An 18,019-nucleotide genomic window follows, 5' to 3' on the forward strand; every position below is an offset into this window, starting at 1 on the left:
ATATAATACTAGTATCTATTTTAGAATATAAGAAAGAAAGTTTTCATGAAAAATATAAAAGTTAACGCTTTGGCTAGCCTGCTGGTCAATATCTTGAATATCGTTTTTCCTTTGATTACTAATCCCTATCTAACACGGATTCTTAGCAAATCGAATTACGGTTACTTCAACACTGCCAACACCTGGGCAAGCTTTGTCATTCCACTTGCTGCCTTTGGGATTTACAATTATGGGATTCGAGCTATCAGTAAGGTTAAGGATGATAAGAATAAGATCAATTATGTCTTTTCTAAGTTATTCTATATTTCCCTGATTACTTCAATTCTGACAACAGCTATCTATTTCCTCTTTATTCACTTTGATACCAGTATTGTCAATCTAAAAATCCTTTACTACATCCTTGGCATCCAAGCTCTCTTCCAATTTCTGAATATCGAGTGGATGAATGAAGCCTACGAGAATTATTCCTTTATCCTTTATAAAACACTGATTATTCGGATTGGAATGTTGGTGGCTATCTTTGCCTTCGTCAAGACACCTGATGACATCGTTCCTTATGCTAGCATCATGAGTGCGACAACTATCATCAACTATCTACTCAGCTTCCTCTGGATTAAACGAGAGGTCTCCTTTGTTAAGATTGAGTTCATCGAACTTCTCAAGTCATCTAAACCACTCTTAACCATGCTCCTTCTGGCAAATGCTAATATGCTCTATACCTTGCTGGATCGTATGTTCATCACTAAAGGACCTGATGAGAATTTCATCTCTTACTACACCATCGCCTCCAGTATCGTTATGCTGATTGCTAGTGTTCTTAGTGGCGCTATCAACGTCAGTATCCCACGACTTGGTTATTATCTAGGAAAAAAAGATTTTACTTCTTATAAAAATTTGGTCAATCAGGGCGCATCACTCTTTTACTTCCTCATGGTCCCTACCAGTATTGGTATTATGGTTTTAGGAACCTATGCTACAGTTATCTACTCTTCTGAGAAATATCTAGAAGCAGGAATCGTAACGAGTGTCTTTGCCTTTCGTACCATTATATGGGCTATCGAATTAATCCTTGGAAAACAGATTATCTTTATTAATGACCATGAAAATCGTTTGACCGCCTTCTACTTTATCGGTGGCGGTGTCAATGTCATTCTAAACTCTCTACTCCTTTTTAACAATATCTATACTCCAGCATACTACATTGGGACAACCATTATAGCTGAATCAATTGTAGTTCTGCTAGAAATTCGCTTTATTCAGAAGCATAAACTATTGGATTTGAGAGAGATTTTTACAACCTTGGCTCGCTACACAATCGTGTCACTCGGTTTCATCCCAATTTATTATGTTTTTAAAATCCTCTTCCAAGTTTATAGCTATGAAGTTACGATGAAGATGATTAGCATGGTTCTATGCACAATTGTTGCTTGCGGCATCTATTACGCTATCACACTCTTTATTATCAAAGATAAAACACTTCATTATGCACTTGACCTAGTTCGTGCAAGGATTAAAAGAGGATAAAGGTCTGTATCCCTCTCAAAAGTGTTCAGATTAAATATTATGCAACAAAAAGAAGACCTTACAGAGTCCTCTTTTTCTATACAGCCTACACAATAAATACTCACTCAATGAACTTGTTAGAGCAAACGAGGTCAAGACGACACCGACCTAGCTTTAAAAAAATTAGAAAGAGTATCACTTATAAATCTACTGTCAGTACCTTCCCAGCTCTCACGACTTGCTCACCTGCAATGTATACGTCATCAACGTCACTGGATTTAACAGCATAAACTAAATGAGAGAGCATGTTTTCTTGAGGTTGGAGATGGATTTTTCCTTGGGGCTGAATGACGAGAAAGTCTGCTTGCTTGCCAACTTCTAGACTACCAATCTCATCTTCCATTCCCAACACCTTAGCTCCTTCAATGGTCAGGGCCTTGAGGGCAGTTTCAATTGGAAATTGGCTGGCATCACCACTCTTCATTTTCTGTAAAAGGGCTGCCGTGCGTCCTTCCTCAAACATATCGAGGTTATTGTTAGAAGCAACTGAGTCAGTCGCAATCCCGACTGGCACTCCCGCCTTTTGAAGTTGGACGACTGGTGCAATCCCTGAGGCTAGTTTGAGATTGCTGATAGGATTGTGGGCGATAGCGACTTGCGAATCTGCCAAGCGGGCAATCTCTGCTTCATTTATCTCCACACCGTGAGCAAATACAGCCTGATGATCTAAATACCCAAGTTCATCTAGAAAGGCTATTGGACGTTTACCATAACGTTTCAGGATAATCCCTGACTCTTCTTTTGTTTCTGCAACGTGGATATGAAGTGGAATATCTTCTTCTTTTGCTAGGTTCAAGCTAGCCTCTAATAATTCTCGACTACAACTGTAGGGCGAATGAGGGGCCACCATCACCTTGAAATTGTGATCCCGATATCCTTTGATTGTCTCGATAACAGCTCGTGTTCTTGCTATAGTCTCATCAGTCGTCTCCATGTCTGAAGAAAAGAGGGTCGGAGAGAAATAGCAACGCATCTTGGATGCCTTGACTGCCTCATAAATCTCAGCTATATCCACTCCATTAGGATTGTACATATCATTGAAAGCTGTCGTTCCTGACTGGAGCATCTCTGTTAGCGCCTCTTTGACGGCCTTTGTAGTCATCTCTGGTGTGAATTCTGCTTCTGCTGGCCAGATATAGTCCTCTAGCCATTCGTGGAGATTGCTATCGTCACGAATCCCTCTCAAGCCTGTCATGGCAGAGTGAGTATGGCAGTTAACCAAGCCAGGCATAATCCAGGCACCCTGATAGTCTATGATTTGATCTGCTTGTTTGAGAATTTCTTGATTTTCCTGACCAACATAGACAATTTGAGAATTTTCAAGAGCCAAGATACCATCCAGGTAGACATGGAAATCTTGGTCACAAGTCACGATATTTACATGCTGAAAGACTTTCATACTAGGCTCCTTTTCTAAATTATACTCTTCGAAAATCTCTTCAAACCGCGTCAACGTTGCCTTGCCGTATGTGTAGGATACTAACTACGTCAGTTCCATCTACAACCTCAAAACAGTGTTTTGAGCAACCTGCGGCTAGTTTCCTAGTTTGCTCTTTGATTTTCATTGAGTATTAGCTTTCATACCAGATAATTTTTCTAGCTATTGTAACAAAAAAGTCACCCGAAGGCAACTTTTCTTGTTTGTTCATTGGCATTATAATGGCTTTCCCATTTATTCTGGGATAAAAGTTGCTGCTTGCTGCATTTGATAGTATTTGCCTTTTCTCGTCATGAGTTCCTCATGATTGCCATACTCGACAATATCTCCATCCACCAAGACAAGAATCAAATCAGCATCCTGAATGGTCGATAAACGGTGGGCAATGATGAAGCTTGTTCGCCCCTTCATGAGTTTGGAAAAGGCATCCTGAACCAGCACCTCGGTACGGGTATCGATGGATGAAGTCGCCTCATCTAAGATAAGAATCTTAGGAATGGCTAGAAAGACACGGGCAATGGTTAAAAGCTGAGCCTGACCAACAGACAAGGATTCCCCTGCATTTTCAAGCTTGGTATCATATCCCTGTGGCAATTGTTGGATAAAGAAGTCTGCGTTAGCTGCCTTGGCTGCTGCAATGACCTGCTCTCGGCTAGCATCAGGATTGCCAAAAGCAATATTGTCATGAATGGTTCCCTGCTTGAGCCAAGTTTCTTGGAGCACCATCCCAAACTGCTGTCGAAGAGAAGCTCGGGTATAGTCGTAAATAGAATGACCGTCTAGCAAAATATCTCCTGAGTTAATCGGGTAAAAACGCATGAGGAGATTGATAAGGGTAGACTTTCCAGCACCCGTTGGACCAACGATAGCAACCTTACTACCAGCTGGAATGTCAATAGACAAATCCTTAATCAAGATCTTTTCAGGATTGTAACCAAAAGAAACATGTTTAAAGGAAATAGCTCCCTTGACTTGGTCGCTGTTCAATTCTTTAAGACCAGTTTCTGTAACCTCTGGACTTTTTAGAACAGCATAAACACGTTCTGCACAAGCTAAGGCGCTTTGCAACTCGGCTAAGACTGATGAAATATCGTTAAAAGGCTTGGTGTACTGCTGCACATAGTTCAAAAAGGTCACCAAACGCCCAACCGTCAAAGTTGAACCCGCCATGATGCGCAAGGCTCCAACACCAGCTAGTAGGGCATAAATAAGGGAATTGACAAATCGTGTCGAAGGATTGACTGTTGATGAATAAAAGATAGCCGACTGAGAATAACCTGCGTAGTTGTCATTTGCCTCATGAAGTCTCTCGATAAATTCTTCCTGAGCATTGAAGGACTGGATAATGTTCTGTTGGGTGAGCGATTCTTCTATCAACTGGGTTTGAATCCCCCTAGTCTCTGTCTGTTTTTGAAAGAGATGGTAGGATTTCTTAGCGATAAAGCGTGAAATGACCATAGATAGAGGTGTTAAGAGCAGAACCAAGAGAGTCATCAATAGATGGATCTGGAGCATAGCAAGGATGCTGACCAAAATCATCAAAACTCCTATGAAAAATTGGTTGAAAATCATATTCAGACCCGCTGCCAACTGCTCGATATCTGTCGTTACACGGCTGACCATTTCTCCACTACCTTGTCTATCTACAAGGGTAATCGGAAGACGATGGAGCTTTTCAATAATTTTTTCGCGCAAATCTTTGGTGTAGGAGAAAATCAGTCGATTATAGAGGAGAGGATTGGCCCATTGTACCAGCGTATTCCCAATGACCACCAAAATCATCTGGAGAAAAATCTGCCAAAATAGCTGGGATGAACCATCGACTAGGACTTGGTCAATCACCTGTCCTATCAAGATTGGTAGATAGATTGATAAGGCTACCTGAGCAATAGTACCCAAGAAAGCCAGGAAAAGAAGGACGGGATGGCCAGCTAAGTCTTTTGCCAATCGTTTAAGGGTTTGACTTGTATGTTTGCCTTTCATTCTAATCCTCCTTTCCATGTTGAGATGCATTGATTTCACGATAGACTTGGCTAGTCTTCATCAATTCCTCATGATTTCCAAGTGCTAATTGCTCCCCTTTCTCTAAAAGGAGAATTTGATCAGCAATCTTCAAGGTTGAAGTTCGTTGGGAAATCAAGATCAAGCTAGTGTCAGGTAGGTTATCTTGAACAGCCTTCAGAAGATTGGACTCAGTAATGGTATCAAGAGCCGAAGTCGCATCATCCAAGATGAGAAATGGTGCTCGACGCAAGACTGCCCGGGCAATCGATAAACGTTGCTTTTGCCCACCTGAGAAATTACGACCACCTGCTTGAACCTCTGCGTCCAGCTGGCCTTCCTTATCACTGACAAAGTCCTTGGCTTGAGCAATTTCCAAAGCCTGCCAGAGTTCTTGGTCAGAGATAGGGTCTTCGATACCCAAAGTCAAGTTGGAACGAATAGTCCCTTTAAAGAGTTCAACTTTTTGAGAAACATAAGCCATCCAGGACCGCCATTCAGAAAGATTGCGAGGACTACGTCCATCTCGATAAAGGGAAATGCTTCCTTTATCTGCCGGATAAAGACCAAGTAGGACCTGTACCAAGGTCGACTTACCAGAACCAGTCCCACCTATAATCCCAAGAATCTCCCCTTGTTGCATAGCAAAAGAAAGATTTCGCAAGGATGGTTGGGCAGCATCTGGGTAGGTAAAGCTCAAGTGTTCAACTCGTAAGGACTGGTTCGAGGAAGTTTCTTTTTGAGCAATTTCTGCCAGTATATCTTCAGGCTTTTCTGCAAAGACTTCTTTAATCCGCTTGGCAGAAATATAGGACTGGTTGAGCGAATTAATGAGCATGGCTAGTTTTATCAACTCTACCAAGATTTGCAGGAGATAGTTGATTAAGGCAATCAAGGCACCTTGACTGAGCCAGCCTCCCTGGATAGAAATATAACCATTCCAGATAATCACCAGCAAAGTTCCATTGACGATCAAATAGGTCAAGGGGGTCAATAGACTGGACCAGTGTCCTGTTTTCATTTGGATAGCAGTATAGACTTGATTGAGTACTTGGAAGTTCTCGATTTCTCGTTTTTCTTGGCCAAAGGCACGAATCACACGCATACCTTGTATCTGTTGGCGTGTTTCCTGAACCAGCTGGTCTGTTTTCTTTCTCAAAATACTATAGAGAGGATTGATCAAGCGTGATAACACGACAATGACAAAGGACAAAATGGCAACCATGACCAAAAACCCGAAGGTCAATTCAGGCGAGAGACGATAAGCCATAAAAATGGCACCAAAAACAATAATAGGAGCCCTTAAAAATAGACGTAAAAATTGATTGATCCCTGTCTGAATCTGATAGGTATCTGAAGTCAAACGCGTCACCAAACTCGAGGTCGTTAAACGGTCTCTACTATCCTTGGGCAAGGAAAGAATATGACGATAGAGATCATTGGTTAACTCCTTGGCAAATCCTACTGCTGCCTTAGCTGAGTAAAACTGGGCAATCAAAGCTACCAAAACACCAATAACTGCAAACACAAATAGGAGGCCTATTTGCATCCACAGATGCCCCTGATCTTTTTGAGGGATAGATTGGTCGACAATCCCAGCTATCACCATGGGAACTAAGAGTTCAAAAACGGCTTCTAGCAGTTTAAACAAGGGTGCTAGGAAAGACTCCTTGATGTAGGGTTTAAAGTAAGAAAGTAAGTGTTTCATAAGTCCCTTCTATTTTCAAAATGAAGAAGGTGGAAACCCACCATCTTTTTACTTGTTCAAATATGGAAGTAGGTAGCCATAGCCAGCCTCCTCCATTTCATCCTTAGCAATGAATCGTAAGGATGCAGAATTGATACAATAGCGTAAACCACCTAGTTCCTGAGGTCCGTCTGTAAAGACATGTCCCAAGTGAGCATTACCCGAACGTGACCGCACTTCAATACGCTCCATACCGTGACTCAAGTCACGATAGTAATGGATCAACTCTTTAGAAATCGGTCTACTAAAACTTGGCCAACCACAGCCTGAGGCAAACTTATCCTTGGCAAAGAAGAGAGGCTCTCCTGTCGTGATATCGACATAAATTCCTTCCTCAAAAGTTTGGTCATAAGCATTGCTAAAGGGAGCTTCCGTCGCAGCTTCTTGGGTAACTCTATAAGACTCTTCTGACAAATTTTCTCTTAAAACTGCCTGACTAGGTTTTTCATAGTTGGCGGCATCTATCAAGGGGTTCTCTGCATCTCTCACATCGATATGGCAATAACCACCAGGATTTTTCTTGAGGTAGTCTTGGTGATAGTCCTCAGCCAGAATATAGTGACGAAGTTTCTCTACTTCCACTGCTATCTTACGCCCAAGCATGCGCTCCTGCTCTTGGACAAGAGCATAGATAGTCGGCAAATCCTCTTCGTCTTGGTAATAAATCCCTGTACGATATTGACGGCCACGGTCATTTCCTTGTTGATTGACAGACAATGGATCAATGACTCGGAAATAATAAAGCAAAATCTCACGGAGCGAGACTGCCTTTTCATCATAAATAACTTGAACAGTCTCTGCATGATCTGTTTCTTTGATTAATTGATAATTGGTAGTTTCTACCTGACCATTAGCATAACCAACACTGGTTTGCAACACTCCAGAAATACGGGAAAAGTATTTCTCTAAGCCCCAAAAGCAACCACCTGCTAGATATATTTCTGCCATCTCATACCCTCCTTGACCCTCTATCGGTCAGCAAAAGTGGGAAACATTTCATATCCCATCTTTCATTTTCAAAAAAAGGATAGGAAGCCCTCTAATAGAGAGTTTCCCCATCCTATCGCAATATTTATTTTTCTTCGACGCGCACGCCTTGTGTGTCTACTTGCAAATCATGAAGCTTGCCTTTGAACGGTTGTTTTTCAAGCTCTGCCTTAATCTTCGGCATCTTATCAGGATCAGCTAGAACCATGACAGTAGGCCCAGCGCCAGACAAGTAGGTCGCATAAGCACCGTTTCTCTTGGCAACTTTTTTAATTGTCGCAAATTCTCGAACCAAATCTTGACGATAACGCTCGTGGAAAAGGTCACTCTCGATAGCTTGACCAGCTTTGACCATATCTCCTGTCAATAGAGCTGCGATAGCCACATTGGCTATTGAACTTGCTGCAACAGCTTCCTTGTATGATAATTTCTTAGGCAAGACACCACGACTATCGCGAGTTCGCAATTCATAGTTTGGAATATAAGCTAGGAAAGCACACTCTGGGAAAGGCGCCACAACAGCTGAAACCTGACCTTCGACTGAGCTTGCAATGACCAGATTTCCGTAGATGGCTGGGGCAACATTATCAGGATGCCCTTCAATCTTAGTCGCCAATTGCAATTTGTCATGATCGCTTAATTTAAGATTTCCTAATTGATTTGCCAGTTCAATCCCTGCAACGATGACAGAGCTCGATGAACCAAGTCCACGCGCAAGTGGAATATCACTAATCATTTTCAGACGTCTTGGTTGTAGGTCTGGAACAATTTGTAAAGCAATCTTCAGCAAAAGATTACGCTCGTCACGTGGAATCCATTTGCCTAGTTGATGCTCAATCATCCATTCTTCACGTTCCTCACAAACCTGAATTTCTAGATACTTAGTTACAGCTACACCAACAGAGTCAAAACCAGGACCCACATTGGCACTTGTAGCAGGTACAATAATCTTCATCTTAGTCTCCTAAAACCTTGAAGGTGTTGAGAAGTTCAAATTCAGCTACACCCTTCAAAGCATCTGTAATATTTTCAAGCTGTGCCTTGTTAATCTTATGGGTAATGATGACAATACGAGCTTTGCCTTCTTGCTTACCATCTTGAAGGATTTGCTTGAAGGAGATATCTTCCGCATTAAAGAGTTCAGCCAATTTCAAGACTTGACCTTTTGAATCTGGAGCCAGGATTGAGAAATAGTAGTTGGCTTTGACATCTTCTGGCTGAGCCAAAACAAGGTCACGATGGTATTCGTTAAAGGCTTTGCCAATGGTGCCGTCATTCAAACGACGAACGATACGGGCAATATCAGCCACAACACTTGTTGCAGTTGGTTTTTGACCTGCACCTGGTCCATAGTACATAGACTCGCCGATACCGATAGATTCCACAAAGACCGCATTCATAACACCGTTAACACTGGCAAGTGGATGAGCTTTAGGAAGGAAGGTTGGAGTAACCTCGGCAGCGATTCCAGAAGGTGTTTCTTCAATAGAACCTACTAATTTAACCACGTACCCAAGATCTTGGGCAACTGCCACATCTTCTGGAGTGATATTGCGGATTCCTTGATGGGCAACATCTTCAAATTTGACATTCATCCCAAATGCAAACTGGCTAAGGATGACCATCTTGTAGGCTGCATCAATCCCATCAACGTCATTGGTAGGGTCGCTTTCAGCAAAACCAAGTCGTTGGGCTTCTGCCAAAGCATCTTCATAAGACCAACCTTCTTCTACCATTTTGGTCATCATGAAGTTAGATGTTCCATTGACAACACCAAGAACACGAGTGATTTTGTCTGATGCTAGTGAGTTAACCAAGGTACGAAGGATTGGAATTCCTCCCGCAACAGCTGCTTCATAATAAAGAGCAACATTATGAGCTTTGGCAATCTCAAGCAATTCTGCACCATGAACAGCCAAAAGGTCCTTGTTGGCTGTCACGACATGTTTCCCTGCTTCTAAGGCACGAGTGATAAATGTTTTAGCAGGTTCGATACGTCCCATCAACTCAACAACAATCGCGATGTCTTTATCTGACAAAATTTCGTCAATATTTGTTACAAAATTAAAATCATTTCCTGCTTCAAGCAAGCGTGCTTTCTCTTCATCGTCTTTGACCAAAACTTTGGCTACTTCAATTTCTGAATGTGCTGCTTGAACAATTTTTTCTCCATTTTCCTTTAGCAAGAATGGTACACCACTGGCTACTGTACCAAATCCAAGTAAAGCAATTTTAACTGACATGTTTGTCTCCTTGAAATTTTCTAATAGTCCTATTATACCAAAATTGTGAGAAAATTCCTACCATTCTGAACTAAAAATAGAAGCATCAAATCATAAAAAAGCCTGCCCTGATTCAATCAAGAGCAGACGCTATTTTCAATCTATTTTACAAAGACCATTTCCTTGTCACTAGACAAGTCTTCTTGATAGTGGAAACCTGCAAAGCTGAGCTTTTTAATCTCTTCTACCGAAGTTACCTGACCTTCCATCAGGGCTGTTAAAAAGGCTCCTCGGGCTTTTTTTGAAATGGTTGAGTGAACTTTAAGTTTTCCATCTCTGTCTTCCATAAACTTAAAGGTCACCATTTTTTCACGGATATATTTTGGAAAGACATTTTCAAACTCCGAAGACAAGAGTGAAAAGATTAGTTCTTCACCCTTCACCGACTCTTCATAAGCTGACTGCCAGTGACTTTTCAGGCTTTTCCCAGCAATTTTAAGCTTCATCAAAAAGTCTAGTCTGTGAGGTGCAATCGGTGCAAAGGCTGGAATCACACCGTAAAGAGCTGACGTTATCATGAGGTGTTTCTCCAGATAGGCTTGTTCAGCCTTGGTTAGATTGTTCCGTTTGATGTTGCGATACATGAGTCCATCAAAGAGGTGCAAGGCTGGATAGTTTGTCGCAGTTTCATTTTTCAAGGCCTGGATATAGTCATACTCCTCTTGTGCTTTTTCAGCAGAAATTTTGTAAAAACTTTCCAGCTCTTGGACAGAATATGTCGCTAATGCATCCACTACAGCCTGACTTTCAGGACGCAAGGGATTTGCTTCAAAACTAGGAACATTTGTATTCATTTCTTTTGCAGTTGGGATTAGAATTTTCATAGTCTTAGTGTAGCATATTTTTCTAGGAGCACCAAGGATTTGAGCCTAAATAATACGACCTTCTAAATGATCCAATTCATGCTGACAAATCTGAGCTGGAAAACCTGTCAGGCTAATGGTTTGCTCTTGCCAATGGATATCTCTGTAGCTTACTGTAATCTTCTCATACCTAGTTGTCGGTCTTACACCTGTCAAAGACAAACATCCTTCCTCCGTTTCATATGGCCCTTCAAAGGATTGAAGAACTGGATTAAACATAACCATGGGAATCATGCCGATATTAAAAATAATGACGCGCTTTTGCACTCCAATCATATTGGCGGCTAGTCCAACACAAATTTCTCGATTAGCCTGTAGGGTATCCTGCAAGTCCTTTGCTAGAGGTAAATCCTCCTGACTAGCAGGCTGGGATACCTGCGATAAAAATATCATATCTCTTACGATTTTCTTTTCCAAATCTTCTTTCCTCCATCTTTATCTCTTCTTGATTATAGCACAAAATCTTTGGTAGTTTATCTTTATACATAAACAAAAAGCCATCCGAAGATGACTTTTCAATGCTTAAATAGCATTTTTATCTTTTCCAAGTGCACGTTGAACTGCTTTGACAATCTCAACAAGAACAACGATTAAGAGCGAACCTACAATAACTGCCATCCACTGAGTCAAACTCAAATGTGAAACGTGGAAGAGGCTGTTAAATCCTGGAACCACAATCGTAGCCATCAAGAGGATGAAGGCAACTGGGATTGACCAGTTAAAGGTCTTATTCTTGAAAAGTCCAACCGTAAAGATTGATTGGTAAACAGACTTGACGTTAAAGGCATGGAGCAACTGGATCAAACCAAGAGTTGCAAAGGCCATAGTAAGGGCATCTGCGTGAATTTCAGATTGAACTTGATGCTCTGGGAAGAGAATCGCCCAACCATAGACACCCAGAACCAGCATGGTTTGGAAGATACCTTGATACATGATAGCACCGAAGACCCCACCATCAAAGAAGTTTGACTTACGTCCACGAGGTTTGTGGGTCATAACTCCTGGCTCAGCTGGTTCTACACCAAGAGCGATGGCTGGAAGCGTATCTGTTACCAAGTTAATCCAGAGGAGATGTACTGGTTGCAACACATCCCAACCAAATAGGGTTGCGAAGAAAATCGTGAAGACTTCAGCCATATTAGCAGACAAGAGGTATTGGATGGATTTTTGGATATTTGAGAAGACCTTACGTCCTTCTTCAACCGCTACGATAATAGTTGCAAAGTTATCATCGGCAAGGACCATATCAGAAGCTCCCTTAGAAACCTCTGTACCAGTAATCCCCATACCGATACCGATGTCAGCTGTCTTAAGTGATGGCGCATCGTTGACTCCATCACCTGTCATGGCAACAACTTTACCTTCTTTTTGCCATGCTTTCACGATACGAACCTTGTGCTCAGGTGATACACGTGCGTATACAGAGTATTGCTTGAAGACTTTTTGGAATTCTTCATCAGTGAGTTCATTCAACTCAGCACCCGTGAAGACATGGTCTTCTGTATCATTTGGATCGATGATTCCAAGACGTTTGGCAATGGCTTCTGCTGTATCTTGGTGGTCACCAGTGATCATGATTGGACGGATACCTGCTTCCTTAGCGACACGGACAGCTTCTGCAGCTTCTGGACGCTCAGGGTCAATCATGCCGACCAAACCTGAGAAGATGAGGTCAGACTCAACAATTTCAGATTCCAAGGTTGGGATTTCGTTGCTTGTCTTATAAGCCATCATCAAGACACGAAGGGCTTGTTTAGCCAAGTCTTTGTTGGTAGCAAGGATAGCTTGTTTGTCTTCTTCTGTGATTGGACGAACTTTCCTATTTACTTCAATACGAGTCACACGTTTGAGCAATTGGTCAGGGGCACCCTTGACAGCGATAAAGTATGAACCGTCTGCTTCCTTATGGATCGTAGACATAAGTTTACGTTCTGAGTCAAATGGCAATTCTGCCACACGTGGCTCATTCTTCAAAACTTCACGAACGTCAAAGTTGTGGTCCAAACCAAACTGTACAAGAGCTGTCTCCGTTGGGTCACCAATCAATTTACCAGATGGGTCCACCTTTGTATCATTGGCAAAGTTCATGATACGAAGGGTATTGTTACTAGCAGCAATCTCAGCTGCTGAGCTTTGCAATTGACCGTTAGTATAGACTTTTTCAACCGTCATTTGGTTCATAGTCAAGGTACCTGTTTTATCAGATGCGATGATTTCTGTTGAACCAAGTGTTTCAACGGCTGGTAATTTACGAACAATCGAATTACGTTTAGCAAGAGTTGTAGTTCCCAAAGAGAGAACGATGGTTACAATGGCAGGGAGTCCTTCTGGAATCGCAGCAACCGCAAGGGCTACTGCAACCATCAAGCCTTCCAACGGATGTTCACCACGAACGAAGACACCAACCAAGAAAGTGATAATCGCAATCACAACGATTAAGTAAGTCAAGGCTTTAGATAATTGTTCCAAGCTTTGCTTCAATGGTGTTTCTGTCTCATCGGCATTGGCCAACATATCCGCAATCTTACCAACTTCAGTATACATACCAGTGTTAGTCACGACACCAATACCACGACCGTAAGTTACGTTTGAGTTTTGGTAACCCATATTAACGCGGTCCCCAATACCAGCATCTGCTTCTACTACTTGAGTAATATCTTTTTCAACTGGTACAGATTCACCAGTAAGAGCAGCTTCTTCGATTTTAAGAGACGCCGCTTCAAACAAGCGCATATCAGCAGGAACTACATCTCCAGCTTCAAGCAAGACGATGTCCCCAGGCACCAATTCTTTTGAGTCGATCTCAATGACATGACCATCACGACGAACACGGGCCATTGGGCTAGACATATTTTTCAGAGCCTCAATCGCTGCTTCTGCTTGACCTTCTTGGTAAACACCAAAGGCTGCATTCAGGACAACTACGGCCAAGATGATAATGGCATCTGTTAAACCGTCCATTCCTTCTGTAATGACAGAAAGTGCCGCTGCCGCTAGCAAGATGATGATCATCAAATCCTTAAATTGATCAAGGAATTTAGCTAGTAGGCTACGTTTTTCGCCCTCTTCTAACTCATTTCGACCATAAGTCGCTATGCGTTCTTGAGCTTGAGCAGTTGACAAACCTTCAACAGATGAGTCCAGATTCTTTAGGACTTCCTCAGAAGATTGTGTGTAAAACAAGTCTTTATTTTGTTCTTTTGACAAAACAGTCTCCTCCTTTTTGGCCTCTTTTTACAAAAAAAGAGACCTGTTTTTTAAAAAAACAAGTCTCGCTGTTTAATATAGTGCCGGAAATAATTCGTAATGACGACACTATCGCGGTTAACCGCCAGCTACTCCCTTGAGTAGTTCTATTATATCAGAAATTCTAAAGTTTTCAAGTGCTGGGGTGGAGTTAGTCAACATTCCCATCATAAGTACGATCGCTAATAATGTATCTTGGACGATGTTTGGTTTCTAAATAGATTTTTCCAATATATTCACCGATTACACCAAGGCTAATGAGTTGAACTCCGCCAAGTAAACTTACAATAGCGTAGGTACTAGCCCAACCGGCCACAACTGTACCAGCAAATTTGCTCCACAAAACCCAGATGATCAACAAAAAACTAAAAAAGGAAGTCACAACTCCCATTGCGGTAATCAAGCGAATGGGTTTAATAGATAGGCTCGTAATTCCGTCCATTGCTAGGCCAAGCATTTTAGAAAGTGGATAGTGACTTTCTCCAGCAATTCGTTCATGACGTTTATAAGTCACATAGGAATACTTAAATCCTACCAGAGGCATAATGCCACGAAGGAACAGATTAACTTCTTTAAACTTGGATAATTCCTGTAGAAATCGTTTTGAGACTAAACGATAGTCAGCATGATTAAAAACGACATCCGCTCCAAATAGTTGCATCACTTTGTAAAAACCTTCTGCTGTTATACGTTTAAAAGCTGAGTCTGTATCTCGATTATCACGAACACCGTAGACTAACTCTGAACCAGTCTTATATTCAGCAATCATCTGATTCATACAATCAATATCATCTTGACCATCTGCATCAATGGTAATCACGATATCCGCAAATTCTGCAGCTTCGTACATCCCAGCAAGAACACTACTTTGATGACCACGGTTTCGACTTTGAAAAATACCTACAACAAATGGATTCGATGAAGCATATTCTTGGATAAGTTCCCAAGTTTTATCCTTACTGCCATCATTCACATACATGACCTTGCTATTTGGATGAACCTCTTGATTTTTTACCAATTCCTCAATCTTCCCGACAAACATCGGATTTGTGTGAGGTAACACTTGCTCTTCGTTATAACATGGAATCACGATATATAAAATCGGATTATTTCTACTCATCTTTGTCTCCTAACCTTTTAAATCCAAAGGGAAAATTGGTCCCTCTAAATACTCTGACAATCAATTCACACCCTACCAAAGTCAATATTGTCACAACACTTGTTGTAACGTAGCCATTCACAAAAATACCAGTATATCTTGTAGACAGTTGTAAAACTAATTTTTCTACCAATACTAAAACAATTGGGGCATGGACACCATAGTAAATCAAGGTTCTTTGGCCGATTGATTTCAAGAGAGTCATTTCAGGAATTGACTTAAAGAATATGAGGGTGGACCATATACCTGAAATTGCAGCAATGTAAAACAAGAGATGGTTCCCTATCTGCTGATAGTAGAGATCGACAATTTGTCTTCCACTCCAATGATAGTTCAATCTGCCTACAAATATAGTTAGAGATAAGGCAACTGGCAGATTGTATATTGCAAAAAACTTCTCCAGCTGAGGTAAATATTTTCTCACTCCAACACCTAGAAAAGTGAAGACAACGGCTACAGGGACCAAATCAAGATTCCAGATAAGATAAAAATTCCAAGTATAGATTTTTTGTCCTAAAACGACTAGAAGCAAGAGTGATACAAGAATCAATAGCCATTGACCAATCGACCATTTTCTTCTGAGAATAAAGTAACTAACAACATGTGCTAAAAACATGACATTCAGAAACCATAACTGAAAATAAACATGCAAGCGATCTGACAACAACAATTGTTTAGTAAAATGAATAAGATTAAAACTAAACACTTGTTCAGGATACATGACAAAGAGTTGAAAGAGAAAAACAAAAATATTCAGGCAAAAAAAGGGAACGACCAAACTTTTCACCTTGCTAATAAAATATTCCTTAAATGATTTGTATTTAGTGACATTTAAAGTAAAACCTGACAAGAAGAAAAATAAGGGGATATGAAAAACATAGAGGAGTATTTTTGCACGAAGAGGCACAAAACTGCTGTGCCCTATAATAACAAGTATAATCGCTAGCCCCTTAGCCATATCTAGGTAACCTATGCGCTTTTTCATCCTATCTCCCTTCTCCTGTTCTTAGTCGATAAAGATTCATATCAGAAGTGACCACCTCAACTTCTTCAAAATAAACATCTTTCTGGTAATGTTCTTTCATTATTTTCTTGACTTGATCCATCTTTCCTGAAGAAGGTGACCAAAAGAATAGGATATTCTCCTTATCAATAGCAGAAGAAAGAAGATTACTAGGCTCCTCAACATTATACTTTTTCATTAGTTGATAATAATGTGGCGAAAAAGTTTGCCAGTTACCTAAGGTTGTTGTATTTTCAATCAACTGATCAGGCTTCCTTCTAATCGTAGCCAATCTCGGTTGAGAATTGACAAGTGTTCCATAACCACCAAAAACAAGCAATTTATCAGAATGTTTTTCCACTACGTCATGATACTCTGATACCATGGATGATTGAATGATTGGGAACCAGTAAAGTTCTTGTCCCACACTATTTACCCAGGCCATACTCGCAAGCATTCCTACAAGTTGTAGACTATAAAAAATTCCTCTTTTCTTCAACAGTTTGCGCTTAGTGTAAAATAAAGGAGCATAGTAGATAAAAAAGATTAAAAAGCTAATGATAATTGGGATATAGACCCGTTCTACTACTCTCTGCCTAACAAATAGAGCACCTATCAGCGCAAACGGAACAAGAGGGAGTAGCCATCCATAAAACTTCTTGGGCTTGAAGAACAAAAACCAGCCAATCATAACAAAAAGAAAGCTTGTCAAAATGATATTTTGAAAATAATCTGATACCATCTGAAGCACATTAAAGGAGTACTTTTCAGAGAAAGAACGTACTGATTGAATTTTTGTTAACAGCTCATTGTTCAAAGCACCTTTTTCAGCAAAGAGCCAATAAGTTGAAGTAGATAAATCATTTTCACTGACTCCCAGTTCCTGAAATTCCTTGGCATGTTTCTCATAATCAATCGCAGGAAAATCTCTCAAGTTGGTACTCAGAGTATTCCAAGTTAGGTATTCTTGAACATCTGGATTCGTTAGTGTATAAACTTTGTTGGAAGTAAAGATAAACAAAATAACAGCAGATAACAAGAATAATTCTTTTTTCTTTTTTCCTTTGATTACTTCAAAAGCTAGGAAGGGGAGTAAAAGCAATAATAAACTGGCAATAATTTGCGGCCTAATCGATAAACCTATTACAGACAAAAGCATTCCCGTCACGTATTTTCTATCAAATAATAATAGTATAGCTGCTGTCGATAACAAGTAAGCAATTACTGAAAACGAGAAATACTTCATTAAAACCATTTGAAGTAAAATCACTAAGGGAAGTAAGAAATAATATTTCTTTCTAAAAAAGAACTCCAAATAGATGCTAAAACTCAAGCAAAAACTGAGAGCTAAGAAAATAAAATAAATATTCCAAGTTGTAAAAAATTGCTGAAGAAATACTAAAGCAGATGATAACAAAATTCCAATATAGGGAAGCAACATATTATCACCCGATAATATGGTTTGATTGACCATGACATCATCAATCACTGGATAATCGAATCCCTTAATCAATCTATATCCATAAAAAATAAGAAATGGTAGCAACAGCAAACCAATTCGAATCACTCTATCTATGATTTGTTTATGATTCATGAAAATCTCTTTCTAAAATTTTGATTACCTAATATTCTATCATATTTCATTCAAAAAATCTGTTGAATCAGTATAAATGTCCCATCCCCCTCCATTTGAATTTTCCTTGGAAAACCAGTATAATGAAAACATACGA

At 40.4% G+C, this 18,019-nt stretch carries 14 protein-coding genes; 1 reads left to right on the forward strand and 13 read right to left on the reverse strand.

The window, feature by feature from the left end; genetic code table 11:
• Positions 1 to 45 precede the first annotated feature (45 nt).
• Positions 46 to 1,524: an oligosaccharide flippase family protein gene (locus tag AAFQ93_RS09135; protein ID WP_049526250.1), complete on the forward strand. Its 1,479-nt coding sequence runs from the start codon at positions 46 to 48 to the stop codon at positions 1,522 to 1,524.
• Between the two features lie 178 nt (positions 1,525 to 1,702).
• Here AAFQ93_RS09135 and AAFQ93_RS09140 read toward each other — a convergent pair whose 3' ends face one another.
• The 13 genes from AAFQ93_RS09140 to AAFQ93_RS09200 all read right to left on the reverse strand — a co-directional run bounded on the left by AAFQ93_RS09140 (position 1,703) and on the right by AAFQ93_RS09200 (position 17,883).
• The gene (locus tag AAFQ93_RS09140; protein WP_375555246.1) at positions 1,703 to 2,962 is read right to left on the reverse strand and encodes a TRZ/ATZ family protein; all 1,260 of its coding nucleotides are present in this window, start codon (positions 2,960 to 2,962) and stop codon (positions 1,703 to 1,705) included.
• A gap of 40 nt (positions 2,963 to 3,002) precedes the next feature.
• On the reverse strand, positions 3,003 to 3,128 hold the full coding sequence (locus AAFQ93_RS09145) for a hypothetical protein (protein ID WP_265340260.1): 126 nt from the start codon (positions 3,126 to 3,128) through the stop codon (positions 3,003 to 3,005).
• Between the two features lie 107 nt (positions 3,129 to 3,235).
• The gene (locus AAFQ93_RS09150; protein WP_375555247.1) at positions 3,236 to 4,984 is read right to left on the reverse strand and encodes an ABC transporter ATP-binding protein; all 1,749 of its coding nucleotides are present in this window, start codon (positions 4,982 to 4,984) and stop codon (positions 3,236 to 3,238) included.
• Between the two features lies 1 nt (position 4,985).
• Positions 4,986 to 6,710, reverse strand: a complete 1,725-nt coding sequence (locus tag AAFQ93_RS09155) for an ABC transporter ATP-binding protein (RefSeq protein ID WP_375555248.1) — start codon at positions 6,708 to 6,710, stop codon at positions 4,986 to 4,988.
• A gap of 48 nt (positions 6,711 to 6,758) precedes the next feature.
• Positions 6,759 to 7,697 (reverse strand): peptide-methionine (R)-S-oxide reductase MsrB, encoded by a 939-nt coding sequence (gene msrB, locus AAFQ93_RS09160; protein ID WP_375555249.1) that lies wholly within the window; start codon positions 7,695 to 7,697, stop codon positions 6,759 to 6,761.
• Positions 7,698 to 7,821: 124 nt separating this feature from the next.
• The gene (gene thrB / locus AAFQ93_RS09165; RefSeq protein ID WP_049509590.1) at positions 7,822 to 8,691 is read right to left on the reverse strand and encodes a homoserine kinase; all 870 of its coding nucleotides are present in this window, start codon (positions 8,689 to 8,691) and stop codon (positions 7,822 to 7,824) included.
• 1 nt (position 8,692) lies between these two features.
• Positions 8,693 to 9,979, reverse strand: coding sequence for a homoserine dehydrogenase (locus AAFQ93_RS09170; protein WP_375555250.1), 1,287 nt, complete (start codon positions 9,977 to 9,979; stop codon positions 8,693 to 8,695).
• Between the two features lie 140 nt (positions 9,980 to 10,119).
• Positions 10,120 to 10,842 (reverse strand): peroxide stress protein YaaA, encoded by a 723-nt coding sequence (gene yaaA / locus AAFQ93_RS09175; protein ID WP_375555251.1) that lies wholly within the window; start codon positions 10,840 to 10,842, stop codon positions 10,120 to 10,122.
• A 45-nt stretch (positions 10,843 to 10,887) separates the two neighbouring features.
• On the reverse strand, positions 10,888 to 11,298 hold the full coding sequence (locus tag AAFQ93_RS09180) for a peptide deformylase (RefSeq protein WP_375555252.1): 411 nt from the start codon (positions 11,296 to 11,298) through the stop codon (positions 10,888 to 10,890).
• Positions 11,299 to 11,403: 105 nt separating this feature from the next.
• A complete protein-coding gene (locus tag AAFQ93_RS09185) occupies positions 11,404 to 14,088 on the reverse strand; it encodes a cation-translocating P-type ATPase (protein ID WP_375555253.1) in 2,685 nt (894 codons plus the stop codon).
• Between the two features lie 190 nt (positions 14,089 to 14,278).
• Positions 14,279 to 15,247, reverse strand: a complete 969-nt coding sequence (locus AAFQ93_RS09190) for a glycosyltransferase family 2 protein (protein ID WP_375555254.1) — start codon at positions 15,245 to 15,247, stop codon at positions 14,279 to 14,281.
• The gene (locus tag AAFQ93_RS09195; protein ID WP_301559441.1) at positions 15,240 to 16,271 is read right to left on the reverse strand and encodes an acyltransferase family protein; all 1,032 of its coding nucleotides are present in this window, start codon (positions 16,269 to 16,271) and stop codon (positions 15,240 to 15,242) included. Before AAFQ93_RS09195 ends, AAFQ93_RS09190 begins: the two co-directional genes overlap by 8 nt.
• Position 16,272: 1 nt before the next feature.
• A complete protein-coding gene (locus AAFQ93_RS09200; RefSeq protein WP_301559442.1) occupies positions 16,273 to 17,883 on the reverse strand; it encodes a hypothetical protein in 1,611 nt (536 codons plus the stop codon).
• Positions 17,884 to 18,019 lie beyond the last annotated feature (136 nt).

This window comes from Streptococcus nidrosiense (assembly GCF_042140045.1).
Lineage (GTDB): Bacteria > Bacillota > Bacilli > Lactobacillales > Streptococcaceae > Streptococcus > Streptococcus nidrosiense.

Coding starts and splice junctions, on each gene's coding strand:
- AAFQ93_RS09190 (WP_375555254.1), bottom strand. CDS start 15,247: ATGAGTAGAAATAATCCGATTTTATATATCGTGATTCCATGTTATAAC.
- AAFQ93_RS09170 (WP_375555250.1), bottom strand. CDS start 9,979: ATGTCAGTTAAAATTGCTTTACTTGGATTTGGTACAGTAGCCAGTGGT.
- AAFQ93_RS09150 (WP_375555247.1), bottom strand. CDS start 4,984: ATGAAAGGCAAACATACAAGTCAAACCCTTAAACGATTGGCAAAAGAC.
- thrB (WP_049509590.1), bottom strand. CDS start 8,691: ATGAAGATTATTGTACCTGCTACAAGTGCCAATGTGGGTCCTGGTTTT.
- AAFQ93_RS09155 (WP_375555248.1), bottom strand. CDS start 6,710: ATGAAACACTTACTTTCTTACTTTAAACCCTACATCAAGGAGTCTTTC.
- yaaA (WP_375555251.1), bottom strand. CDS start 10,842: ATGAAAATTCTAATCCCAACTGCAAAAGAAATGAATACAAATGTTCCT.
- msrB (WP_375555249.1), bottom strand. CDS start 7,697: ATGGCAGAAATATATCTAGCAGGTGGTTGCTTTTGGGGCTTAGAGAAA.
- AAFQ93_RS09135 (WP_049526250.1), top strand. CDS start 46: ATGAAAAATATAAAAGTTAACGCTTTGGCTAGCCTGCTGGTCAATATC.
- AAFQ93_RS09140 (WP_375555246.1), bottom strand. CDS start 2,962: ATGAAAGTCTTTCAGCATGTAAATATCGTGACTTGTGACCAAGATTTC.
- AAFQ93_RS09145 (WP_265340260.1), bottom strand. CDS start 3,128: ATGAAAATCAAAGAGCAAACTAGGAAACTAGCCGCAGGTTGCTCAAAA.
- AAFQ93_RS09200 (WP_301559442.1), bottom strand. CDS start 17,883: ATGAATCATAAACAAATCATAGATAGAGTGATTCGAATTGGTTTGCTG.
- AAFQ93_RS09195 (WP_301559441.1), bottom strand. CDS start 16,271: ATGAAAAAGCGCATAGGTTACCTAGATATGGCTAAGGGGCTAGCGATT.